Origin of the sequence: Erysipelothrix larvae (genome assembly GCF_001545095.1) — a bacterium.
GTDB lineage: Bacteria > Bacillota_I > Bacilli_A > Erysipelotrichales > Erysipelotrichaceae > Erysipelothrix > Erysipelothrix larvae.
Genome location: NZ_CP013213.1, coordinates 270,198 through 296,258, shown reverse-complemented (window position 1 = coordinate 296,258; position 26,061 = coordinate 270,198). Strand labels below are relative to the sequence as shown.

Genomic DNA, 26,061 nt, shown 5'->3' with positions numbered 1-26,061 from the left:
GGAGGACACCATGACACATCAAGCACATACGCATGAAACATGCCACCATGACCACGCGCATCATGACCATCATGGACACGATCATCATGGACATGATCATCATCATGAACACGACCATGCTCATGGACACCATCATGACCACAACCATAATTCACCCGGTTTAATCGCCGCCTACTTCGTTGGACTTGCACTGTATATCGTCGCCCTATTGATTCCTCAAGGATTCTTAAGAAACACATTATATGTCGCAACCCTTTTATTTAGTGGACTCCACATTATACTTGAAGGATTTCAAGATACATATTATGCAACAAAATCAAACCACAAATTCACACCCAATGTCCATGTCTTAATGACACTGGCTGCCTTTGGTGCCATCATCATTGGCGAGTATCAAGAAGCTGCACTTCTGATTCTCATCTTTGCAGGTGCCCACTTCTTGGAAGGCTATGCTGAAGGACGCAGTAAAAAAGAAATCACAAACCTTTTAAAACTCAAACCAACACAAGCACGTCTTTTAAATCAAGACGGATCTATCACACTTGTTGATGTGTCTACGTTAAAAATCGGGGATCACTTACAAGTATTAAGCGGAGATCAAATCGCGACGGATGGTTTTATCATAAGTGGTTGGGCTACCATTGACCAATCTTCCATTACAGGGGAAAGTATTCCTGTTGATAAACAAACGGGTGATCTCGTATTTGGAAGCACCATCAATGGAAACACTGTTTTCGAGATGGAAGTATCCAAAGACAGTTCTGATACAGTATTTGCGAAAATTGTTGCTTTAGTAAGTCAAGCACAATCAAACATCTCAAAGACTGCAGTGCTTATCAAACGCATTGAACCCATCTACGTAACAGGTGTCCTAATCGCAGCACCTATCTTCTATCTCTTAGGTCTCAGTGTCTTTGGATGGGGTCATACAATGAGTTTCTATCGAACCATGGTAATGTTAATTGTCGCATCCCCATGTGCCCTTGCTGCTACGGATATCCCAGCAACCCTCTCTGCGATTTCAAACCTCGCAAAACGGGGCGTACTCTTTAAGGGTGGATCCTATCTTTCAAATCTATCAGACATTAAGGTCGTTGCATTTGATAAAACAGGAACACTGACTGAAGGGAAACCCGTAGTCACAGATGTTCAATTTACAGATGCACTTGACCCTAAACAACAAAAACAAGCACTTAACATCTTTGTTAATATGGAACGCAAATCAAATCATCCACTTGCTGATGCTATTACGGCGCACTTCAAAGATGAACCTATCCTTGATATCGAAGTCATTAACTTAATTGGGTCTGGACTGAGCGCACGTTATGACAGTCGCTCTTATATTATTGGAAAGCCTAGCGTATTTTCCGATATCAACGCAGATATTCAAAGCAAAACACGTCAACTTGAAGATGATGGAAAAACCGTAATTTATCTATCAATTGATAGCAGTGTTGTCGGATTAATTGCAATCCAAGACATCCCAAAACAAAGTGCTGCTCATGCTATTCAATACTTCAAGGATAACAATGTTCATACAGTCATGCTTACAGGTGATGCAAAACAAACCGGTGAAGCCATTGGTAAACAATTGGGCATCGATGAAATCATCGCAAACGTGCTTCCTGAAGATAAAGCGACGATCATAACGTCACTTCAATCAAAACACGGTCCAATCGCGATGCTTGGGGATGGTGTCAATGATGCTCCCGCCTTAGTTAATGCCGATATTGGTGTTGCGATGGGGGATGGCACTGATATCGCTATTGATGCCGCCGATGCTGTTCTTATGGAAAATGACCTCTCTAAGTTTGTGTACACACATAAACTATCCAAAAAACTGCGCCGTGTTGTAATTCAAAATATTATCTTCGCAATGGGTGTGGTAGTCTTCTTACTCATAATGAATATTATCGGTCAAATGGACATGTGGTTTGCGGTATTGATGCATGAAGGCAGTACTATACTCGTCATACTCAGTGGTCTAAGACTTCTAAAAGGCATACAAGAATAAGAAAAGGGTGTGAATTATCACACCCTTTTCTTTCTCATTTATCGCTTTAAATAAGCAATAAATCGTTTAATAGATTCGTCCCAAAACGTCCACGAATGATCATCATCCAATTCAAAATATTCATGATGAATATTCTTTGAAGCGACATACTTCACAAACTCCCGATTATTCTCAATTAAGAAATCACGCGATCCACAGCTTAAATAGAGATAAGGAATGTCCCCTTGATTTTGGTCCAACATTTGATAGATATCAAACGCACTCGGATTTTCTTCAAATTGTGCTTGATAAGACATACCAAACATATTAATACCACTGTAGTTTTTCTTTAAGTCGTCAGACTTTTGGATTGGCGCAGAGAATGAACCAATTACTGAAAAAACATCACGATACTTTAACCCATTCATCAAGGATCCAAAACCACCCATCGATAACCCTGCGATGTAGGTATCTTCTCGCTTAGGTGATAAGGGGAACATGCGACGGGTCATCGACACCAACTCATCACCAATCCACGCACTATAATCAACATTTGAAAGGGCGTTGTTAACATACATTGAGTTTTCACCACTCGGCATGACCACCGCAATATTTGCTCCTTCGAGGTAATTATGTAATAAGGTTCGATCAATCCAATCGTGTCGATTCCCCAACATTCCATGGAGTAAGTATAAGGTCTTAAATGGTTTTAAGTCTTCATACTTAAACTGTTGATTTAACGCATCTACAGGGAGTAAAACGGTTAATTCCACATGTCTCTTTAAAGCATTTGAATAATAATCAACTGATAATTTTGCCATTACTGTGTCTCCTTCATTGTTTATTTTCTTCGTAATTCATCAGTGCACCAAATAGATTTGCATCATTTCTAAAAGCAGCTTGAATAAGTCTTGGTTTTGCAAGTTTGAAAGGAATTGCTTCATAGTATGCATCAACATGATGTTGAAGTGCTTCTACAAACACATGCCGTGAACTAATGCCGCCTCCAATCGCAATCACTTCAGGATCATAGACGAATTGCAAGTTAAAAATATAAGGCACTACGCCACTACAATATTGATCCATGGCTTGTCTTGCTTCCATTTCTTGTGCCTCATAGGCATCAAAGAAAAGATGACCATCTACCAAATCCGGTTCAAGATTCTTTAACCTTGCATATATTCTCAGCATTTTATGCACACTTCCGTCCATTCCGAAATAATGACCTTCTGAACCACTTCCAGAACCCATGAAACTGAATTCCCCGGCAGAAAAATGATGGCCACGATGAACCGCGCGATTTTTGATAATCCCTCCACCGATTCCGGTACCAAACACTAACACAATCGCATCATCTATCCCCTGAAGTGAGCCAAGTTTTGCTTCTGCATTCGCAGCACACTTACCATCATTATCAAATGCAACAAAAACGTCACAAAAACTATGAAACAGCTCAACCATATTGGTCTCATCTAAATAGAGTAATGCACCAGAGGTGTAAGCATACCCTCGTATATTATCAATACGTCCAGGCATACTCACTGCTATCCCCGCTATATCATCAAACGACTCATAAATCTCTTTGACACACTCTACAAACTTTTCCTTTGATTTCTTAGGTGTATCAACACTTCCTTTTTCTAAGATTTGATGTGCTTCATTTATCAGTGCATACTTAATGTGTGTTCCACCAATGTCATAAACTAATACATTCATATCATCATCCTTTCTATAAAAAATATAGATGTTACAATCACACCTATATTTTATCCTTTTTATTTGTAGTTGTTATGAACTTGTTAACTCGATAACCCGTTCAATCACTTTTTTTCCATCCATCATGCCATATGCGACCATGTCAATAGCCTCAACAGGAATTGGATCGACTGATAATTTAATAGATTTTAATTGATGTCGAATCTGAGGACCGATTAATATAACATCAACTTCTGGTTTCTTTTTTGAAACGAAGGCAGATGGTTTAGCTTCGATTGAGCATTCAAAACCAATTGAATCCGCGTAGGCTTTCATTTTTGTAACTAGTAAACTTGTTGACATTCCACCATTGCATAATAAGAGTATATTTTTCAACACTAGTCCTCTATGCGTACGTTCTTGCCGACTCAACCGGTTGATTTTCTTCTTCATAAGCGAGGTTATCTGCTTTGCGGAAGAATGGGTAATAGATTAATGCATCTACAACAATTATTAACACTACAGTTAAAACACCAGCAAATCCGATTGTGAAAAATGGTGTGATAAATGCTGGCATAATCCATGGTAAACTGATTGTAGGATTAAGTGTATTAAAAACGCCTAAAGTATAAGCGAGGTATCCGAGTAAGGTATTCACAATTGATGTTGCAACCATAGGTGTTAAAAACAATGGATTCAACATAATTGGTAAACCAAAAATGAATGGCTCATTAATGTTAAATAGGCTTGGTCCAACCGATAATTTTCCTAAAGCTTTATAGCGTTCAGATTTCGCGATAAATGGAATAATCAAAGCTAGACCTAATGTATTTCCAGTTCCACCTACCGCATAGAATGCGAATGATGCGCTAAATGCAAGATAAGGCATTGTTTCTCCAGCCATAAATGCAGTTAAGTTAGCTTGTCCTACAGTCATCAATACTGGCATATAAACACTCAATAGAGTCATTGGGTGAATTCCAAAGAACCAAAAAACGTTAATCAGAACTAATAACGCTAATACTGATGGTAATGATGTTCCCAAATTTACAATCGGTTGTCCAAGAACTGTTGTGATAAAGTCATAGAAATTTCCATATTGAGTCATTCCAAAACCAACACGCACAAAGAACACACCTGTGAATATTATGATTGCGATAAATGTTGGTGATAAAGACTGACTAACCATCGGCGGTACAGATTCAGGAAGTTTTACTACGATCCCTTTTTTATCAAGATAAACAAATAAACTCGATATAATGACTGCAACAATCATCCCTCCAAAAATACCATTGCTTCCAAGATAGTCGAAATTTAGTCCTGCTACTACGCCTCCATCATATGCAATGGTTTGCGGCGCAAGAATAAGGAATGCTGCAAGTGAAATAATTCCTCCTGTAACGCCACTTCTGCCTCTTAGGGCTGTGTTGTTGTAACCAATCATAAAACTCATATAAAGTGCTGCAATTTCCATCGTTACCTTGATTGTTGCAGCTAAGTGTACATCAATTCCGTTTGTGGTCAACCATGTAGTCCAAGCTTCAAACGGTAGATTAAGTAATATTGCTAATAAACTTACCCCCAGTGTCAATGGCATTGTTGCCATAGCCCCATATTGAATTGCTTTTACGACTGTATTTTCTGAGATTTTCGCTGCAAATGGAACGATTTTCTCATCAACAAATTGTCCAATTCCTGACATTAAATTTTCCTCCTATAAACTGCCTTTTTCTTTCATGTCTAATCTATATTTTAGTGGTGTAATACCTGTTACTTTTTTAAAGTTACGTATGAACGTATGCTCAGACGAATATCCACATTCAAATGCAACGTCAATTATTCTCTGGTTTGATTGTTCTAGACTGTACATAGCTTTCCGTATACGTATGCTATTCAAGTAATCATTAAACGTTTGATTTTTATATTTCTTAAATAAATAGGCGACATGCTGTGGTGTGTATCCAAAGAAATGAGAGATTTTTCCAAGGCTCAAAGGACTTCTGTAGTTTAGCAGTATATGATTACATATTTGGTCCAACACATCATGTACTTCTACTTTACTTTCAACATCCTCAGAGTAATTGATGCTATCAAGCATTAATGCTAATAGGCTTAATAATGCTCCCTTGAACCTAAGCTGACTTTGTACTGTACGTTTACTGATGTTTTCTACAAGTCTTGCTAACTCAATGGTAAATGCCTGCTTGTCTCGAATCAGAAAAGCATTCCCAGATAATGGTTCCAAGCATTGATTTTCAATCAGAACACTCGGGTTAATGTGCAGACATTGTGTGTAATGCGCGCCATGACTGACCACAATTTTATGTGGTGTTGAAGAACCAATTACCAAAATTTGCCCAGCTTCAACTTCAAACATCTTTTCATCAGTGTATACAGTTGACTTCCCCTTTAATACATACAAAACTTCAATCCATTCATGCCAATGTAACTCCACAATATTATTATGAGGAAAATTTCCTTCTAAATGCATAAACATTGTCACATTTTGTGCATCAACAAGACTTATCTCAAGTGGTTTTAGGTTTTGGTATTCTTCATCATGAATAAACTTTGGAGTTCGATCTGTGTTCATACATATCCCCATTTCATTTATTTTGATTTACAGCATCCACTGTTCTCAAAATTGACTAGTATATAACATTAAACGTCAATTGGTGCACCCTTACACTTGTTAATTTTGATAGCCATATGATAGCACTTACAAGACGATAGTTATGTCTAAATTGTAACGTATTCATGTACATTTATTAAGATGATAGACAATTATATATAGAGCCATTATTGTTAAGATTTTCACATTTTTACTCAAGAAAATAGTCATTCACAGTTTATACATTAACAAACACTTAGTTAAACGTTGTCACATATTAGTATTTGAATATTTCCTCAAGAACACTTAATTAACAACAGTTTTGAAGTGATGGACAATTTTTAAGATTATCAAACATCAAGAAAATAGCTATCAGTATAAAATTGGAGGTCTAATATGTATAGTAGTAATAGAACAATCACGAACTATTTTAGTTCATTTTCTCAATTAAGTATGCAAAACACTTTTTCAATAAATATAATTAAGTTATTTAAAAACATTTTCAATTTAAAAAGTGTAAAGATTCTCTAATACTGAAGTCAATTCGATAACAATGTATTATCCAGACCTAAATATCCAACAACTTCACAGTCTACTTCACCACGGGTTTCCCATGAATTTATGAATTTACCAATGTGTTAGGTTTGTTTCTTAATGTTGACAATAGATTTGCTAGAATTTGGAAACCTCACTCTCTTTGTAAAACAAAACCAATGACCAATCATGCATTGTTTCTGAGGATTCCCTTGATGTTGTTTCATCCATTCATTGTGATGCTTCATATACCATCACGCCCTTATTAAATATATGTTCTTTAACGTTAGGTCCGGTTCGTTTGAGCCAACGATAGGTGCTATATCCTATATTGATTCAACTGTTATGTCATTGTAAAAACATTTGGATTTGATTCAAACACCGACCAACATAAACGCACTTATAAGCAGCAACTAAAAGTTTTTCTAAAGTAATGCTTCAACAAACTTTCCTATTAGTTTGTTGGACTATATCAGATTACACCATATATTTATATACTTCTTTTCAAAGAATTGAGTATAACTATAATTTTAATCTGAACGTATCCACATTATTTTTGCGAGTCAATTGGCATTAGTATCATCTCAAGATAGGTCAATCCATCTATATCTCCATATTTTCTTCAATAAGTTTGAAACTAGACATTTCACAAAACAATTGTCTTTTTTCCATAAGAAAAGCCAGCAAACACGATGGCATACAGTGATTTGCTGACTGATATAGGGCCTGTCCTCTTTACGGAAGGGGGACAGTGACCAAATGATCCATACCCTATTTATATATTAACACCAACTCAAACAGATTGAAAATCAATGTTTTCTATGATTTACTGACCACCTTTTTTCTTCACATGCGTAAACTCATTTGAAGCTTGTGTTTTATCTTGATATGGAGTGCCTTCAAATTCAGCTTTTATTGGCGTTTTATATCCATTTTCAATGATAAAAATCATCGGTAAGTCTTATGATAAAATCTTTTGAACTTCATCATAATATTGCTTACGATCTTTAACTTCTGAATACTGATCTGCTTTGCCTAGCAATTCATCCAAATGAGGATTTTTATATCCTGCAATGTTCACTGAACCAACAGTTTTTACACGATTATCAATTCCAGAAACATCCGGTCCTTGATATCCTGCAAGCATTGTTATTGAGAAGTTCTTATCGTACATTATTTTAGTTTGCCATGCTGACATTTCTTGTGAATTTAGTTTAAGCCTAATTCCTGCTTTTTCAAGATTCTCAGCGACAATCGTTGCGATATCTTCATTATTACAACTTATAAATAACATCGTTAAAATGACATCTGCTCAACTTAATATTTACTTCTATGAATATAAGTAAATATATGCTTTACGAATATCTTTTTTTGGGTTATAATTAACTAGCAATTGCCTGAATAGCTCAGTCGGCAGAGCAACTGGCTGTTAACCAGTGGGTCGTAGGTTCGAGTCCTACTTCAGGCGCCATTTTATTATTTCACCTTCGGCCTGTTGGTGAAGCGGTCAACACACATGCCTTTCACGCATGCATTCACGGGTTCGAATCCCGTACAGGTCACCATTAATATTAATCAACCTCATTGAGTATCAATGAGGTTTTTTATTATAGTAAATGCAGCGATTCTCTCTTGTTTATTTTATGCAAATGAGCTGCTGCTGTAGTATCCCTTTCTATTATCTTCTTGTATATGTTGTCAATTATTTTTCGGATTAAACTATTATGAAAAAGCTGTGCTACACAAAACAACCCATACAACAATGGATGCTGAAAAGGAGAAAGATAAGTATAATTGACTAATATAGCGACTTACCATAAAATTCGCTAAGAGACATGAGAAAAATTATTTCACCTAATATAGGAATGTAAGAATTACTCTAGTTCCTCATGATGTGATACATCCTAAATATCAAGATTGTTAAGTTCTCAATATTTATGCATCTCCCTTAGAACTATGTAATTTTGATTTAAATGATAGCCCCTAATCACTTTCTTTAACGTAATTTAATCTTTTTCCTTAAGCTATGTACAATATTAGCAACACCATCTATTTTCAAAATAATTATTAAAATAGAATATATGACGGCCCCAACGATAATGACGCTAATCAGAGACATACTTGAACTGATTGAAGTAGATAATCTCTTGTAAAGCAGTAATGAAATCACAGCCATACCTAATGATGCAAACGCTATTTTAACTAGGGACTTAAATGTACTCATAGTATCTAGAGAGCCTATCTTTTTCCTCAAACTAATGTATAGCAATATCGTTGTTACTAGCGACGACAAACTTGTTGCAAGAGCAAGACCACCTATGCCTAAGTAACGAGTCAAGCTCAAAAGTAAAATAATATTGACTACAACGCCTATCGTTGCATTGATAACTGGAGTTTTTGTATCCTGAATCGAATAAAACGCCTTCGATAGAACGTCTCGTAAGCCAGTCCATAACATACCGACGGAATAATAGAACAAAGCAGTTGAAGTCATTTTGACTGCATTATCATCAAATGCACCTCTGCCAAAAAGAAGAGATACTATCGGTTCTGCAAATATCATTGCACCAACAGATACAGGAATTACTAGAAGACTAATCCCTACAATAGACTGTGAGACATTTTTCTTAAGACCAACCATATTCCCTTCAGCTGCCATCTTTGAAATAGTTGGGTATAAAACGGTTGTTATAGAAACTACAAATATTCCTCGAACAAATCCGTTTAATTTGCCAGCATAGTTTAATGCTGATATGCTTCCGACTTCTAATGATGAAGCAATCGTCCGGTCTATTAAAACATTGAGATCATTAACTGAAGTTCCTAATATTATTGGTATAGAAATCAGGAGCATCATCTTTATGTGTTTATCTTTGAGATTCAAAGACAAAGAATGTTTGTATTTTTTCTTTTTAATAAATGGAATAAGCAAGCCTAATTGAGATATTGTCGCAATCAAAGTACCAACCGCTAATAACAAAACATTAGTTTTTCCGCTGATAACTATAAAGATAACAGTGATTAAATTTAGTGGGAAGCCAATTAATGCTGGAATTGCATAATTTCCGTTTAGTTGTAGAAAAGGAGTAAAAACATAAAGAATCGCTGTGATATTGATTCCTATTAAGCTAATTCTAGTAAATTTAATTGCCAAATCAAGCGTTTCACCCTCAAATCCAGATGCAAACATGCTTACAAGATTTGAAGTAAATATCATTCCAAGAATTGTAACGCCAATACACATTACCAGTAATATATTAACTAAGTTACTAGTAAATATATGTGCATTTTCTTCCCCTTCATCATTTTTAATTTTACTATACATTGGAATATATCCAGTACTAATACCAGCACCAACAAAAGAGAAAATTACTGAAGGAATAGTCATAGATATTAAGTAAGCATCACTAACACTAGTAGCCCCATAATAGAATGAAAGTACCATATCCCTTCCAAACCCAAACACTTTTGATAACATAGTTAAACACATAATCAGTATTGCAGTTTTCTTCATTTTGCTCCCTCATTTTCTTTTTAGACACAAACGTTAATTTAACAGAGTATATATCCAAACAATATTTAAATTTGTAAGCACTACATTCAAGACATTTTAATTAAACACGTTTTTAATCTGTATATGATTTGTACTTTTCCTGTATCTTTCGAGAATTTTCTATTGGTGAACCAATGGTATCTATATCAATTGACTCACCAATCTTTTGATATGATCTTCTCATAATATTGAAACACTTCATATTTTGCACCAAGCCTTCAATTAGTTGGTCATCATCCATAGAATCAAAACGACGTTGGAGGTCATTACGTTGTCTAATTCTTTTTACAATATCACTGTAATCTAAATTGCAGTTCACACAAATTATTGAGTCAACATAGCCTATCATACTCTCAATCAGACTAGATAGCAGGTTTTGATTATTAATAGTGTCTACATGAGAAATAGAAGCAGTATATTGTAATATACCTTCTTCTAGTATCATGACCTCCCCACATCCTTTATCCTTCACTCTTCTGACTTGATACAGCAGCTTTATTAATCTCAAAGCATACAGTACTCGCTCTTTACTAACATCGAACAAAAACAAATACTTCATAATCTTAATATTTTGAGTTCTCTGTTTTCTAGAAAATGCCGCAAACGTTACCGTTATTATTTTGCTTATTCTATGCTTTTCTTTATAAAAATAAACATCCTTCAAATTCAGGAAATGAACACCTTCCTTTTCCATTAAGTTTTCTAATTCATTTACAATGGTAGTTTTACCACATCCAGGCAATCCGTTAAATTCAATTAAAATACATGTATTGTTTCTAGTTCCCATTCATAACGATCCTTTTGTTTTACATGTTTTGTCATCATAAATTCCAATATGCTCCAAGAATTTTGGTATGACTGTTTTAGTATCATATTTTTCTGATGCTAAGAAAGCGTTAATTTTCATGTTTAACAGTAAATCATTCCTATTTGCAATCACTGAAAGTTTAGATATCAAGTCCTGTGTATTGTTTGGTTCAAATAATAACCCCGTTACTTGGTCGGTTATAACTTCTTCGTTATACTTCCATCGTGAAGCAAGAACAGGTAAGCTTGCAATAAAAGCATCAATTGCAGCTCCTGGAAAACCCTCTCCTTCATAATAAGTAGGAAACACCATGAAATCATATTTTGATAGCGTTTCTGTAATCTCGTTTTGTGTTAAAACCCCTTTGTAGGCGATATTATTACCAACATTATCTTGTATGACGTTAGTAAAATCATTTTCATATCCTTTTTGAATCGGCCCATAAATATCTAAAATAATAGGAGTTTCGTTATTGTTGTTGAATGTCCTTATTGCTTCCACTGCAATTTCTACGCCTTTTTCTCTTGAAACCCTCGAGAAAAACACTGCTTTCAAAGGAGCGTTAATTGTTTCATTGCATTTATTTTGATCTCCTGATCGTCGGAAATTGGGTAAGTAGTAGGCATTTTTCACGCCTATTCCACTTAATCGACTTATCATTTGCTCTGTCTCAACATAAATCCCATCTATTCCCTGACTATAATTCAGCAGTCTTTTTGAACTTTTCAAAAGGTCGGGCAACCAACCACCAATTACAACATAATTCAATCTTCGTTCCGTTTTTTTACTTTTCCATTTTATAAACATAGGCAATAGAATAGATAAACCTTTTTTACCCAAAGCAAACACTGTATTATCAGAGTCTTTTAGGTTCCTTCTCATGGTTTTAAAGAATTTTATTGGCTGCTTTCTTATATACGACGTATCACTAAATAGGACATTTTTCTCTCCAAGCAGGTTCACAATCTCATCTTTTAAGACTCTCGTCTTAATAGTTTGACCATCTATTTGATTCGTCCGATAACCAAAATTCCCACATATAAATATTTTTCTGTTCATTATCTTGTTCCCCCCTAAGATGTTTCAAAGCTAGTCTGATTGTGATTATCTTGTGAATAATTCAATATATTTTTTCGCCATTGATTCTGAGGAATATCTATGCTCTATGGTTGATCTTGCATTGGCCCTTAACGTTTCGTCCTCTTTTATGGTGCTTAAGTTATCCATAATCACTTTTGCAATCTCATTAGCATCTCCATAATTTACTAGATAGCCATTTACTCCATTTTGAATTATATTAGTCAAGCCTCCGATACTGGACGCGATGACTACAAGTCCTGCAGCCATTGCTTCTCCACAAGAATAAGAAAATGATTCTTCTCCATTATCCCCATATGGGATGGATGGGACTAGTGCTATATCATATTCAATCATTTTTTTATTTGCCTGATTTCGAGGAATCACTCCCAAAAACTTAACATTATCTTCGATCCCAAGATCTTTAACAATGGTATTTAGATTATTAAATTCTGGCCCATCCCCAATGATATCAAAGTAAACATTAATGTCATTATCAATTAATATCCTAATAGCTTCCAGCGCTATATGGACTCCTTTATATTTTAGTAGACTCCCTATGAACATACACTTAAGTATTGAGTCCTGTTGTTTTTCAATTTTCTTTACCGGTATGTCATCAAGAATGAGTCCATTAGAAATCATAGCGATATCATTTCTATTTGATTGGTCCTTAATATACTTCTCAATAAATGTACTTACAGCGACTACCTTCTCGATATTTCGGTAAGCTTCTATCTCAATTTCTTTAATTTTACTAATTGAACTGCTACTATATCCTTTAGCTCTGATTTGTTCTGAATAGATAGAATGTACAGTTAAGACAACTGTAATATTCTTGTTATTTAGGTACTGTTTAACTGTCCCATACCAATCTACGGATTCAATGTTTATAATTATGTCACTTCCATTTTCTACAGCTTCTTTTAGTGCTTTCTTCACATAAATTTCTCTAGTAATGTATCTCCACTTAAATGCTAAATCCTTATTTATGAATCCTAGAATTTTATGTGGCAAGGAAACAATGCACCTATAAATACCTTCAGGATAGGAAGATATCATATTAGTCTCAACGTTATATGCGTTCAATCCATGTTTTAATGACTCAACATGTGTTCTAACACCACTGGAAACTTTCTTTGGAACACCAAGTATTACTACTTTCATAAACTAGACCTCCTAATCAATTCTCGAAATGTATTTATATTCTTTTTCTATTTCTCTAAACAGTAAAAAATAGACATAGTTCCATGTGAAAAAATTTAAGAAATGATCCGAAACGAGACCAGTGACTAAATAAGCAATTAACAAGGAAAAGAACGAAATTGCTATTGGTGATTTACTATTTTTCATGATTATTTTGCTATCTATAAATATTTTGATTAAGAAAATAATAAATGCTATCAACCCAAGTAACCCTCCGATAATAAGGGCTTGTAAAAACATATTATGTGAATAATGTCCATAGAAATCCATTGCTCTCAACCCTTGAAATCCAAGAGGTGTAAAAGGATGTTGAGTGCTCCAACCAAGTAACTCTTTCCATATAGTTAACCTATTAGCAAATGCAAAATTCACATTTCCTGCATCTCTAGAAGACAAATTTTCAATAGTTACTAAATACCGATTCAACACTTCATAGAAATGCTTTTGTAAAATATACACACCAATAAAACTCATAATACTGATATAACTAACCCATTTTAAAAATTTCTTGGGCGAAAACAGAACGGAAATTAATAGAAATGAGACGATTGAAATCAATAGGGTCATCAATGCCTCCCTAGAACCTGTTGCAATAATCCCAACTAGATTAACACCCATATAAACCACAAATAACTTTTCTTTTGTTTCAAAAAAGTGACCCAAACCAATTACAAATGCTAATACAAAAAGTGACCCTGCTAGGTTTGCGCTACTAATAAATCCAGATCCTCTAATACCAGTTCTTAAATATAATAGAATAGCGACTCCAATTGATGATGATATCATGATAGTGGAAATATACTCTTCGAGCTGTGGTCTTCCTTTGTCAATAAAAACCAGCGGTGTCAAACTAAGCAACCAATATGTGATATCTTTAATTTGGGAAGTAATATACTTAGATGTATAAAAGAAACTAATTATCGATAAAATAACAATGGTGTAAATAGCCATTAGTGCTAATTTATTTCTTAACGGAGTTGTATTCACATACAACTTTCTCATCAACAAGTCCTTTACAACATTTAGGAAAATTATAATAAATACAATAGTCTCAACTTGTATCGTAATCCGACCTACATTAAATAAAGTAATAAAAGGGAAAGTATAGATGACAAATATTAATAATTTATTGATACTCACACTTGCATTATCTGAACTTCTCATTTCCTCTTTTTTCATACAATTCGATCCTCCTTTCTGTACCATCAGCATATTTATTTTTCTAGTACACGTGTAATCAACTGCTCGGCTCTAAACTTGATTTATTTTAGTGATATGAACAATCCAAAGTGCATCAATTTGACTATGTATGCATTGTCTTGAGGATTATTTTATTATCATCAGATATATCAGAGTTTATTCATGCATTCCAAAACATTCTCCATCTCACTAACACATGTTATTTATTAACGATAATAAGTTCATCAAAAATACTTTCAATCGTATTAATCCACTTTGTACCAACAAATAGTTCCTGCACTCTTTCTTTTGAATATTTTATAGCACTAAGATATTTTTGCTCATTATTTAGTAACCCTTCAATTTTGTCAGCGATTTGATGCGTCATTTTTTCTTTGTCTGAAAAGTGAACAATGTACTCCATATCTCCAACCACTTCTTTAGAACCACCAGCATCAGTTGCGATTACTGGTATTTCAAATCCCATTGCTTCTCTTAACGATCCAGGGAGTCCTTCACTTCTTGATGCTGATATAAATAGATTTAAACTTTTGTAAAAGAGCTCTTTATCACTTATCCAATCTTCAATCCTTAATTTGTCACCTAAGTGATTAATATCATCGTTTACTTTGGCATCCAGTAGAAGATCATCAGTTTCAGTTTTTCCTGCTACATAAAAAATAATATTTTGTACTTTCCTTTTATTGATTAACTCATTAGCTACTTCAACAACATAATCAAAGCCTTTGCTATACCTACACCCTCCTAAAAAACCAATCGTAAATGAATCCTCGGTAAACCCCATTTTCTCTTTTGCAGTTTTCTTTGAGTAGTTATTTGTGAATATCTTTGAATCAATTTGTGAATATACGGTTGAGATATTATTGACTCTTCCAATTGATTCAAAGTTCTTTCTTTGAAAATCTGCTTCAACGATTATATAGTTTGCTATGAATGAAATTAGTTTTAAAGCAAATTTGGAATTTATTGTACTCCACATATTCGAAACAACTCGAGTTTTTTTAAATTTATATTTCGACGCTAACAATAATAATGTAAAATTTTCGCACCATATAATGTCATAGTTTTCATGCTTTATGCCTTTTAAATATGAATTTGATGATAAGATTAGAAGCAATGGCAACACAATTTTCCTTAACTTCCTATTATTAAGTGCAAATTTGATGCCTTTTGTAAACGGCTCATAATGAACATATATTCCTTCATTCATTGCGTTTAATGATAAAGGACATTCCTCTTGAACTAGTAATGTGGCCTCATACTTGTCTTTATTTATATTCTTTAAGATATTAAGGAGCATTGTTTGTCCACCCGACATGGTATTTTTTGATACTGCCATGAATAGAACCTTAGTTTTCTTTTTTTCTAATGTGTTCTTTTTTGCAATACATTCATCACTCATATCATCGTCTCCTAAATACTTACTCTTTTTCAGGCAAATTATTCCCTTTAGTAAGCCTTCTAATCTTCTAGTGTCTTTATTTAACTGTTGTTAAATACACGCTAATCTATCCTTGAATCTTAAACACTTAAAGATTCATAAATGTATAAATCGTATTTCTATATTTGTATTTTTACTTAACTCTATGCGTTGATACTCCTATGATGAGTCTATTAATTAACGAATCGTTTACTATCATTTTTGTTGCAATGTACGTTTCTCTACATTAGCAATGATACTTTTAGTCTGTATTTGATTCGAATTCATAAACCTTAAAGATTTTCTAGAATATCAACGATTTTCTTACTTGCAAAACCATCTCCATATGGATTACTTGCTCTACTCATCTTGTTATACGCTTCTACATCTTCAAGAAGACTCTTAAAGCTACTATAGATTGCTTCTTCTTCTGTGCCTACCAACTTCAGTGTTCCCGCATCAATACCTTCTGGTCTTTCGGTAGTTTCCCTCATCACAAGTACTGGTTTCCCTAAACTTGGTGCTTCCTCTTGAATTCCACCACTATCAGTTAATATGAGGTAAGATCTCGATAGGAAATTATGAAAATCCAATACATCAAGGGGTTCAATTATTCTTATTCTGTCTGTATCACAAAATATTTCTTGAGCGGCCTCTCTTATGATAGGATTCATGTGAATTGGGTAGATAACTTTTATATCCGGTGTTTCATCGATAATTCTTCTTACGGCTCTAAACATATTTTGCATGGGTTCCCCAATATTTTCCCTTCGATGAGCAGTTATCATAATGAGCCTACTATCATTCGCCCACTCTAAATGTTCATGCCAATAACTCTCTCGTACTGTTGTTCTGAGTGCATCGATTGCGGTATTACCTGTAACATATATTGCTTTTGGATTCTTGCCCTCTTTAAGTAGATTTTTTTTCGTTGTTTCTGTCGGAGTAAAATTCAAATTGGATATAATGCCTACTGCTTGCCTATTGAACTCTTCAGGATAAGGCGAATAAATATCATAGGTTCTCAATCCAGCTTCGACATGCCCTACTGAGATTTGCAAATAAAAGCAAGCTAAGGCTGTTACAAAGGTTGTGGAAGTATCACCATGTACCAAGACTATATCAGGTTTTACTTCTTCCAAAACATGCTTCATTTTCTCTAAAATACTGATTGTTACATCATATAGTGATTGACTAACCTTCATAATAGATAAATCATAATCAGGGACCACATTGAAGGCATTTAACACTTGATCGAGCATTTCTCTATGTTGTCCGGTTACGCAAACAACTGTTTCTAATTTTTCCCTTGTTTTGAGTTCTTTAACCAAAGGGCACATTTTTATTGTATTTGTTAATCTAAAAGTGGGCCAATTCTCAATTGAAAACTGGTCCACTATTTTTATAACTTCAGAAGTGTGTGATAATGCTTTTGGAGGTGAAAGAGGTGATATCACAAATGAGCAAATATTCAATTATCACATTAAAAAAGAAAGGATGGTCCAACAGAAAGATTGCCCTTGAATTGGGTATAGACCGAAAGACGGTCGCACGGTATCTTCAGGAATATAATAAATGTCAAATACAATTGATTGATAATCATGATTTATCAGACGAAAGAAAAGTAGAAGTCATTGATCAAATTGTTGGGGACCGTCACTATGATGCAAGCAAACGAGGTAAGCGCAAGTTAACGCAAGAAATTCAAGCACGCATCATTGAAATTATGGATTCAGAAAAAGATAAAGATATGTTACTAGGAAGACATCATAAGCAAAAGTTAACAGTCACTCAAATTTTTGAAATTATCAAAAGCGAGGGACATGATATTGGTCAGACAACCATACGAAATTTTGTGCATGAAATTCAAGCTTCACGAGAAACATTTATTCGACAAGATTATCGATATGGTGAGCGGTTAGAGTTTGACTTTGGAGAAGTAAAGCTTTTAATTAATGGTGAACCAAGAACATATTATCTCGCTGTTTTCTCATCACCAGCAAGCGGATATCGGTATGCATATTTATATCCAAACCAACGCAAACAAGTATTCATAGATGCACATGTTCGCTTCTTTGAGCATTCTAAAGGCTCTTGGGGTGAAGTTGTATATGACAATATGAGAAACGTCGTGAAGCGCTTTATAACGCCTTATGAAAAAGAAATTAATGATGATTGCCTCAAACTGGCACTCTATTATAATTTTGAAATTAACCTGACTAATATACGAAGTGGTCATGAAAAAGGAAGTGTAGAAAACAGTGTTAAGGTAATTCGAAATCGTGTATTCGCAAAGGACTATAAGTTTGAAACATTTGAAGAGGCATGTGTTCATCTTGAACAGACTCTTGATGAAATCAATATAAAGAGTTCAATCGAAGATGAAAAGAAAGAACTTCAACCTTACAGAATTCCTTATGAATTCGCTGATATCGAAGTATATAGTGTTGACAAGTATGGTTGTATACACGTTGAAAATAATTTTTATTCAGTCCCAGACTATCTCCAACACAAAAGAGTTACGGTCAAAAACACCGTAAATTCGATACGCATCTATTCAAATCACACATTTGTGTACGAACATAAAAAGATAGATGGTCATCATCAATATCAGCTTGTGTTGGACCACTATCTGAATACAATGATGACTAAGCCGGGATCTGTAAAGAATTCACTTGTCCTAAAACAACATCCTGAGCTTTATAACATCTACCATAATCATTATAAAACAAGAACTAAAGAGTTCATAGAAATTCTTCAAGAAAACAGGAATGAAACGTATAAAACGCTCAAAGATGCTTTAAAGTATCGGTTGGTTTCAAATACAATTGACACCGTTGAGTATGATGACAGCATACAAGAACAATCACGTAAACAACTTAAGAAAATAAGCCAATTAATGCACTAGGAGATAAATTAATGGAAACAATTGAACAATTGTCAAAAGAATTAAAACTTTCATTCATAAAAACACACTATGAAGCAGCAATACAGGAAGCGAAACACAAAGGATTGGATTTTCAAGAATTTCTTAACGAACTGCTTTATTGCGAACGAAACAATCGTCGTGACAACGGAATAAAACAACGCATTCGTGCTGCTCGATTTCCTCAAAACAAGACATTGGAGGATTTTACGACTGTAAAATTTAATTCAGAATTAAAACGAAAGTTTAAAGAACTGGAAACATTGAACTTTATAGAAAATAAAGAAAACATTATCTTAATGAGTAATCCTGGAATGGGAAAAACACATTATGCGACCGCACTTGGAATCAAAGCTTGTCTAGAAAATAAAAAAGTGCTATTTATCAGCGTTCCTAATCTAATTATAGAGTTAAAAGAAGCTATGTCAAAAAATCAAATTACGCAATACAAAAAGAAGTTTGAAAAATTTGATCTAGTAATTCTTGATGAACTCGGCTATGTATCATTTGATAAAGAAGGAAGTGAAATTCTATTCAATCTAATCTCAAATAGAATAACAGTGGGCTCTATGATTATTACAACAAATTTAATGTTCGATAGATGGGAAGAAATATTCAAAGACCCCATTCTAACAACTGCTCTAGTCGACCGCTTAACCTATAAATCACATCTATTAAATATGAGTGGAGAGAGTTATCGTGTTGAAGAAACAATTGCTTGGCTAAAGAGCAAAGAATGACAAACGGTAGTGGACCAGTTTTCAATTGAGATTTGGACCATTATTCAGTTGACAAATACATTTATCGCTTCTGGTCTAGTGCCAAAGACCACCATTACTTTTTTCATTTTTAATTAGTCCATTCTTAAAGTTTGTAGATGCCATCAAAATCACAGATATTTTTTGTGTCAAGGATCAATTTATGTTTTACTATGTTAAGACTACTCTTGATATGATCATGAGCTGTAATTATAACTAGAAGCTCAACATCATTTAAGAAATCTTCAAAATCCATAACTTGACACTCTACTATTTTCTCTTTAACGTATGGATCATACACTTTGATCCTACTTGCTAAGTGATTTTCCATTTTTTCAAGCAACTGAAGGGTTGGACTTTCTCGTGTGTCATCAACATTCTCTTTATACGTTAACCCATATATTCCAACTTTAGAAATATCATTAATTCCATTGTCGCTCATTATATCTTGTATCCTGCCTATTACGTGCACAGGCATTGAATCATTGACTTTTCTTGCAGTATGGATCAAGTTTGCCAAATCAGGATAATCCCCTACTAAGAACCATGGATCTACAGATATACAATGCCCGCCAACTCCAGGACCCGGTTGTAATATATTGACTCTTGGATGAAAATTGGCAATTCGAATTATCTCATAAACATCCATATCATCAGACCTGCAAATTTTTGCTAACTCATTACTGAATGCTATATTTACATCCCTAAATGTATTTTCAACAACTTTTGACATTTCTGCTGATCTTATATCAGTTACAACAATTTCAGATTTACAGAAAGTGGCATAGAGTTCCTTTACCTTTTCTCCAATAGAAGCATCATCTGCTCCTATGGTTCGCGAATTGTGTTCTAGTTCGTAAATCATATTCCCTGGAATGATTCTCTCGGGTGCATGAACTAAATGAACATCCTTGCCAATGGTTATGTTTCTGTTCTCGATAATTGGACGAATATACTTATCAATAGAACCAGGTGAAATTGTAGACTCAATAATGATAATTGATTGTGGCTCACATATATCTAATATATTATTTACTGCAGCAATAACATACTTCGGATCCAATTTTTTACTTGAACTTTCATATGGAGTTGGGACTGCAACAATATAAATATTGGTTTTAAAGTATTCCGTAGTGAATTTAATTCCGTTATTTCTTGCTTCACTAAATAAAGACTCAAGCCCATCCTCCTCAAACGTTAAATCGCCTTTAGATAGTGACTCGACAAGTTTATTATTCAAATCAGTACCTACAACATCAACACCGTTCTTTGCAAACATCAACGCTGTCGGCAATCCTATATAACCTAATCCAATTACATTTAAATTTGGTTTCATATTTCCCCCTTAGTATCCTAATGAATCACTTTTTATTATTTGAATACCTGTTTTACCTTACTTTTACGCCTTGTCTATATATTATGATTTCTACCGAAATCGGGACATATCACTTCTTGATATGCTTCTCTTATTCCCCATTGTCTTTGAATCATTGGATTTATTTTTCGCATTCACTAATTCCAAAGATAAACGAAAGGTTTTATACTTAACACCCTGAAAAACAGTTCTTGATCTATTAACCCAATTAAAAAGTGAGTCTATGCATCGTTATTCAATTTATCATTTTACTGTTTTAGATAGTCTGAGTGAAATGTAATGTCAATCCTATGCTTGCTGAGTCACAGTCTCTGACAAGTGTATTAGAACATTGAATCATTAAAATTCTCTTTCCATGACTGACACTAATTTCTTTGTGAGTTCTACATAATCAAAATCTTTTGCACCTTCAATCGCATTGTTGCTCATCGTTAAATATTCATCTTTTGACATATTATAGATTTCTAGTATCCCATCAGCAAGCGCTATAGATGTATCTTGCGCTAGTGTAATGCCACAGTTGTATTTTTCAATTGGTGAATATCCTATTTTGACTGTTGATATTATTGGTTTTCCTGATGCCATGTACTCAAATAGTTTATTTGAGCTATTACCTCTAGACCAATTATACCTACTTTGAGAATAGTTCAAGATATTCACTGAAGAATTACTCAAAATGGTAGATACATACTTTTTATCAACATATCCTTTTAATTTTACGTTAGTAATTTGTTCCTCAATAACTCGCTCTCTTAGTGATTCTAGTTCGTTTCCATCTCCATAAATTAGAAATTGGATATCCTCATAGTTTGCTAATAACTTTGCAGCATCTACAATGTTTCCAACATTGTTTACCGGTCGAATCGCTCCAATATAAATCACATTGAACTTTTCGCCACCTAAATCAAGATCACTATAACTATGCTTCACCTTATTCTCAGTGAACTCTTTTAAATCGATTCCATTGTTAATGTAATGGCACTTATTAGTGTCAACATTTCCACCTTGCAAAGTAGACCATCCTTTATCGGTGATATATGTAACATCACCTTCTTTTAGAAAGATTAATGCATCAGATTTTTTATAAATCCAGCGTTCTCCCCGTAATAACATTTTTCCAACAAGTCCATTTTCATTCAGTCTTCCGCCATGAAAGAACACCTCAGGCCAAAAATCACGTACTTCACAAATGCATGGCACTCCAATTTTCCTAGATAATTTGAGCCCTGCAAACATTGTTAATGGATGTGGTGAGGAGGCAATGATAATATCTGGTATGTTCCCTTTCTTTATGAGCACTTTTGCTGTTTTTATAAGGTTCCTATAATAAGACACCATATTCAAAACTCTTTTTAAGCCATTACTAGATGATGGATATGTCTTTATAAACGTAAATGGAACCATCGAGTCATTATCTTCAATGTATAATGAATCATCTTCAATCAAATTATCACCAGTATAATGAAGGTATGAAGCCGAGAATACTCTGGATGAATAACCATATTTATGCAATTGCTTTGAAAACTCGTATGGCCTTGTAAGTCCACTCATTGTTGGTGGAGTTGCATAGTGATGAAACATCCAAACCTTCTTGTCAGTATACGCTTTTCTCATTTAATCCCCCCGTGAAGTAAAAAGTTCCTTTCCATTTTTCTTTATAAGTCATTCTCTCTTATTTGAACAGATCGTTATCTCGCACCTTCTTTAAAGAAAATGACCTTGAAAGTCATAAACAGGATTTTAAGGTCCAACCATAAGCTCGCATCGTTAATGTATTTTAAATCATAAGCTAATTTTTCTTTTGGGTTTAGGTCATATCCACCATTGACTTGAGCTAGTCCAGTAATCCCTGGCTTTACAGCAAGTCTCTTATAGAAGCCGGGAATAGTCTGATTAAACTTATTTGTTAGTGCTATTGTTTCAGGACGTGGTCCTACAAAACTCATTTCTCCTTTGATCACATTTATCACTTGTGGTAGCTCATCAAATCGTATTTTTCTAATTATTTTCCCTACCTTAGTAATTCTACAATCATTTTTAGTTGTCCAAACCATATCCCTTGATTTATCCAAAGGAGCATGAGACATTGTTCTTATTTTGAAAATAGTAAATGACTCTCCGTCTTTCCCAAACCGTTCTTGTTTAAACAAAATTGGACCCTTTGAATCTAACTTAACAGCCAAACCTGTTAGTAGCACGATTAACAGAGATGGAACAAGGAAAATCGCAGAGAGTATTAAATCAATAACTCTTTTAATAAATAAAAATAAAAAAGACACACCAATCTCCTGACTTAAGTTCTCGAAAGAGTCAAAATTATCTCCATTTTCATATTTTATTTCGTCATATTCACTTTTTAAAACAGTATTCGTTCTATTCATTCCTTTCACCTTACAACTTTCCGTACTTACAATTTGATAATCTATAGACAAAATCTGAATAAACATTAATACTCGCGCTCTCTTTTTAAAAACTATCAATGTCAAAATGGATAAGACAACCGAGTAGAATCAGTGAACATACTACGAGTTTGTTTGAAATTACGTTTTGCGCTACTTTCAATTGATTTATTATATTTGTTTCAAATTTTCCAAGTGCGGATATTTCATTTTTTGAGTTATCCCAATTACTTGTCTCTTAATCTCTTGATTAACATTCTTCTTATATGCTAAAACTCATCATGAAATTATTTTCCTTTTTTAAAATCAATTGAGTTGTTTATAAGTTAAAGAATGTGTTACTGCAAAAACATCTCTACACACTACCTCACTGCAAATGCTTAATCTTCTTAATTATTAACGAAAAAAATGTATCCAATATATTCTATAAATAATATCATATCAATCAATTTCTAACTTGCATTTGATCCCCCCATAAATGGTTCATTTACTCAATTGGCTTACGCATTCCTGCTTCGTCATTCCTCGGTAAGTACGACTTCATAAAATTCTATTTATTACCACTTTGATAATAGTAGGAGTACTTATCCCGACTGCCTTTGCGTTTTGATCTCTCATCTATATAATCATTAAAAATAATACCTAGAATATTCGCTTCCATCGATACCAGATCTTTCATAGCATTTTTAACTAGTTCTTTTTCCGCATGATTTTGTCTTACCACATAAAGAACGCCATCAACATGTTGAGACAATACTACCGAGTCTGTTACTACCCCAGCTGGTGGTGAGTCTATGATGATATAGTCATAGCGTTTTCGAAGTGTTTCAATCGAGGTCTTTGCGCGATCCCTTGAAAGTAACTCCACGGCATTTGGTGGAATCGGTCCTGAGAAGATGACATCCATTTCAAGACTAGGACTTTTATAAATTGCGTCTTTAATTTGAGCTTTGCTCGCAAGTACCGAGGATAATCCACTGGTAATTTTATAGTTTACATTTAGGTACTTTTGGATTACAGGGGCTCTCAAATCCGCATCAATTAACAGTACCTTATGACCCGCCATCGATAATGTACGTGCAACATTTATTGAAACGGTACTCTTCCCTTCATTCGGCACAGAACTTGTCACAAGTATTGTTTTCACTTCACCACTAAAGGTCAAAAAGCTTAAATTTGTTCTTAACGACTTATACCCTTCTAGATATGCAAAGGGAGACTTGTTACTTAAAATGTATGTTTTATTCTTCTTGACTTGCTTATTTCTTTTCTTAAAACTGATCATTTTCTCATACCTCGGCTTGCATCTTCAAAATTGGGAATAATACCAATAACTGGAAATCCCAACTCTTCTTCAACATTTTCAGGGATTTTATATGTTCGATCTAAGAAGTGCTTAATTAGAACGATTCCGATACTAAGTGCTAGCCCCAATACAAAAGCAACTAATGTATTCATACGAACATTAGGTGAGACCGGAGATGTTGGCAACTGTGGTGTTGATACAACTCCCACTGAACCAGCACCTACAAGTTCTACAATTATATCTGGTGCGACATTCACTATTTCTTGAGTATAGCGAAGTGCTGCCTTTTTATCAGTATCACGCACAGACACACGGATTACTTGTGTACTATCTACTGCAGAAACAGTGACTTTCTTTGCAAGTGACTCTGGTGTAATGTCAAGCGACAAATTATTCACCACATTTCCCATCACGTTATTACTCTTGATGATAATGCTATAAACTGATGCAAGATTCTTGGCAGATGTAATTTCATCATTCGTAATTGAACTTCCTCCAGAATCTTTTCGGTTGGTTACAATAAGTACCGCATTACTTTCGTATACCGGATTAATAAAGAATACAGAAAATATATAAGCAAACAATGCAAACGCAACCCCCACAATTGCAATTTGCACAAGTTTTGATCGGATTACCCCCAAAAGATCAACAATGCTTATTTCTTCTTCCTGATTCATTTTTATGTTATTCTTAGGTTCCACATTTACCTCCCGTTTCCATAATGAAACTATGGCAACTCTCTTTCAAACCTTTGATATGAAGGACAATATAATTAGTGTTCTTCACAGGCATACCTAAGATACATCGCGATAAAAAAACTAAAAAAGCGAGATTTCTTAAGTAGACTGTTATGCTTTGTGAATGAACATTCACGCATATAGACTAATTTTAAGAATCCCGCTGTAAGAGTAGTAAATAATCCGCTCAATAATATGTAAAAACACTTTAAAAAACTTAAAGATACAATAAAAGAATTAAATGGCACTACCCCTTGGAATTCCACCCATTGCCACATCAACTTATAAGATTACCTCTAAATTCTAGCAGATTTGTATTTTTTTTACCACGCTCTCAAAAAAATAGAAATCTGCTGCATGAAACTGAATGTTAAGTCAATCAATTTGATATAGAACGACTATTTATCTAAATTCTGAATTAAAAAATAATAACCCATTAAACACTTAATAAGCGAAAATGTGT

The 26,061-nt window shown here is 34.2% G+C and carries 22 protein-coding genes and 2 tRNA genes; 5 read left to right on the top strand and 19 right to left on the bottom strand.

All coding sequences use genetic code 11. From position 1 onward, the window contains the following. Positions 1-10 precede the first annotated feature (10 nt). Positions 11-2,014 carry a heavy metal translocating P-type ATPase gene (locus AOC36_RS01435; RefSeq protein WP_067630386.1) on the top strand — a complete coding sequence of 668 codons (2,004 nt, stop codon included), beginning with the start codon at positions 11-13 and terminating at the stop codon, positions 2,012-2,014. A gap of 38 nt (positions 2,015-2,052) precedes the next feature. Here the strand turns inward: AOC36_RS01435 and AOC36_RS01430 are convergent, their stop codons facing one another. From AOC36_RS01430 to AOC36_RS01405, 7 genes are all read right to left on the bottom strand, one after another. After that, positions 2,053-2,814, bottom strand: coding sequence for an alpha/beta hydrolase (locus AOC36_RS01430; protein ID WP_078055033.1), 762 nt, complete (start codon positions 2,812-2,814; stop codon positions 2,053-2,055). Positions 2,815-2,827: 13 nt separating this feature from the next. Beyond that, entirely contained in the window at positions 2,828-3,709 is an 882-nt protein-coding gene (locus AOC36_RS01425; protein WP_067630382.1) for an ROK family protein, read from the bottom strand. A gap of 72 nt (positions 3,710-3,781) precedes the next feature. Further along, entirely contained in the window at positions 3,782-4,051 is a 270-nt protein-coding gene (locus AOC36_RS01420) for a PTS sugar transporter subunit IIB (protein WP_232505380.1), read from the bottom strand. A 43-nt stretch (positions 4,052-4,094) separates the two neighbouring features. Further along, complete coding sequence (locus AOC36_RS01415) at positions 4,095-5,390, bottom strand: PTS sugar transporter subunit IIC (RefSeq protein ID WP_067630378.1); 1,296 nt, start codon at positions 5,388-5,390, stop codon at positions 4,095-4,097. 12 nt (positions 5,391-5,402) lie between these two features. Further along, a complete protein-coding gene (locus AOC36_RS01410; RefSeq protein ID WP_067630374.1) occupies positions 5,403-6,281 on the bottom strand; it encodes an AraC family transcriptional regulator in 879 nt (292 codons plus the stop codon). 1,378 nt (positions 6,282-7,659) lie between these two features. Beyond that, positions 7,660-7,785: a hypothetical protein gene (locus AOC36_RS12570; RefSeq protein WP_257721651.1), complete on the bottom strand. Its 126-nt coding sequence runs from the start codon at positions 7,783-7,785 to the stop codon at positions 7,660-7,662. Positions 7,786-7,794: 9 nt separating this feature from the next. Further along, positions 7,795-8,127, bottom strand: a complete 333-nt coding sequence (locus AOC36_RS01405; RefSeq protein ID WP_067630370.1) for a periplasmic substrate-binding domain-containing protein — start codon at positions 8,125-8,127, stop codon at positions 7,795-7,797. A 101-nt stretch (positions 8,128-8,228) separates the two neighbouring features. Here AOC36_RS01405 and AOC36_RS01400 point away from each other — a divergent pair. Both AOC36_RS01400 and AOC36_RS01395 read left to right on the top strand, forming a co-directional pair. Continuing rightward, positions 8,229-8,304: transfer RNA gene (locus AOC36_RS01400), tRNA-Asn, on the top strand. An 18-nt stretch (positions 8,305-8,322) separates the two neighbouring features. Next, a tRNA-Glu gene (locus tag AOC36_RS01395) sits at positions 8,323-8,398 on the top strand. A gap of 431 nt (positions 8,399-8,829) precedes the next feature. On the opposite strand, the gene murJ is transcribed toward AOC36_RS01395, so the two are convergent. From murJ to wecB, 7 genes are all read right to left on the bottom strand, one after another. Then, positions 8,830-10,347, bottom strand: a complete 1,518-nt coding sequence (gene murJ / locus AOC36_RS01390; RefSeq protein WP_067630365.1) for a murein biosynthesis integral membrane protein MurJ — start codon at positions 10,345-10,347, stop codon at positions 8,830-8,832. A gap of 112 nt (positions 10,348-10,459) precedes the next feature. After that, a complete protein-coding gene (locus AOC36_RS01385) occupies positions 10,460-11,173 on the bottom strand; it encodes a hypothetical protein (RefSeq protein ID WP_067630361.1) in 714 nt (237 codons plus the stop codon). Then, positions 11,174-12,253, bottom strand: a complete 1,080-nt coding sequence (locus AOC36_RS01380; RefSeq protein WP_067630358.1) for a glycosyltransferase family 4 protein — start codon at positions 12,251-12,253, stop codon at positions 11,174-11,176. A gap of 45 nt (positions 12,254-12,298) precedes the next feature. Next, positions 12,299-13,438: a glycosyltransferase family 4 protein gene (locus AOC36_RS01375; RefSeq protein WP_067630354.1), complete on the bottom strand. Its 1,140-nt coding sequence runs from the start codon at positions 13,436-13,438 to the stop codon at positions 12,299-12,301. Between the two features lie 12 nt (positions 13,439-13,450). Continuing rightward, positions 13,451-14,656, bottom strand: a complete 1,206-nt coding sequence (locus AOC36_RS01370; RefSeq protein ID WP_067630350.1) for an O-antigen ligase family protein — start codon at positions 14,654-14,656, stop codon at positions 13,451-13,453. A 220-nt stretch (positions 14,657-14,876) separates the two neighbouring features. Then, the gene (locus AOC36_RS01365; protein ID WP_067630345.1) at positions 14,877-16,079 is read right to left on the bottom strand and encodes a glycosyltransferase family 4 protein; all 1,203 of its coding nucleotides are present in this window, start codon (positions 16,077-16,079) and stop codon (positions 14,877-14,879) included. Between the two features lie 311 nt (positions 16,080-16,390). Continuing rightward, positions 16,391-17,437: a non-hydrolyzing UDP-N-acetylglucosamine 2-epimerase gene (gene wecB, locus AOC36_RS01360; protein WP_067634534.1), complete on the bottom strand. Its 1,047-nt coding sequence runs from the start codon at positions 17,435-17,437 to the stop codon at positions 16,391-16,393. 119 nt (positions 17,438-17,556) lie between these two features. On the opposite strand from wecB, the gene istA reads away from it, so the two are divergent. Next, entirely contained in the window at positions 17,557-19,005 is a 1,449-nt protein-coding gene (gene istA / locus AOC36_RS01355) for an IS21 family transposase (RefSeq protein ID WP_157777120.1), read from the top strand. Between the two features lie 11 nt (positions 19,006-19,016). Continuing rightward, positions 19,017-19,763, top strand: coding sequence for an IS21-like element helper ATPase IstB (gene istB / locus AOC36_RS01350; RefSeq protein ID WP_067630339.1), 747 nt, complete (start codon positions 19,017-19,019; stop codon positions 19,761-19,763). 124 nt (positions 19,764-19,887) lie between these two features. On the opposite strand, the gene AOC36_RS01345 is transcribed toward istB, so the two are convergent. The 5 genes from AOC36_RS01345 to AOC36_RS01325 all read right to left on the bottom strand — a co-directional run bounded on the left by AOC36_RS01345 (position 19,888) and on the right by AOC36_RS01325 (position 25,562). Further along, positions 19,888-21,117 carry a nucleotide sugar dehydrogenase gene (locus tag AOC36_RS01345; RefSeq protein WP_067630336.1) on the bottom strand — a complete coding sequence of 410 codons (1,230 nt, stop codon included), beginning with the start codon at positions 21,115-21,117 and terminating at the stop codon, positions 19,888-19,890. A gap of 378 nt (positions 21,118-21,495) precedes the next feature. Continuing rightward, positions 21,496-22,770 (bottom strand): glycosyltransferase family 4 protein, encoded by a 1,275-nt coding sequence (locus tag AOC36_RS01340; protein WP_067630333.1) that lies wholly within the window; start codon positions 22,768-22,770, stop codon positions 21,496-21,498. Between the two features lie 74 nt (positions 22,771-22,844). Continuing rightward, on the bottom strand, positions 22,845-23,537 hold the full coding sequence (locus tag AOC36_RS01335; protein ID WP_157777119.1) for a sugar transferase: 693 nt from the start codon (positions 23,535-23,537) through the stop codon (positions 22,845-22,847). Positions 23,538-24,105: 568 nt separating this feature from the next. Further along, entirely contained in the window at positions 24,106-24,840 is a 735-nt protein-coding gene (locus AOC36_RS01330; RefSeq protein ID WP_067630325.1) for a CpsD/CapB family tyrosine-protein kinase, read from the bottom strand. Then, positions 24,837-25,562 carry a YveK family protein gene (locus AOC36_RS01325; protein ID WP_067630320.1) on the bottom strand — a complete coding sequence of 242 codons (726 nt, stop codon included), beginning with the start codon at positions 25,560-25,562 and terminating at the stop codon, positions 24,837-24,839. The genes AOC36_RS01330 and AOC36_RS01325 overlap by 4 nt, the downstream gene beginning before the upstream one ends. Between the last annotated feature and the right edge of the window lie 499 nt (positions 25,563-26,061).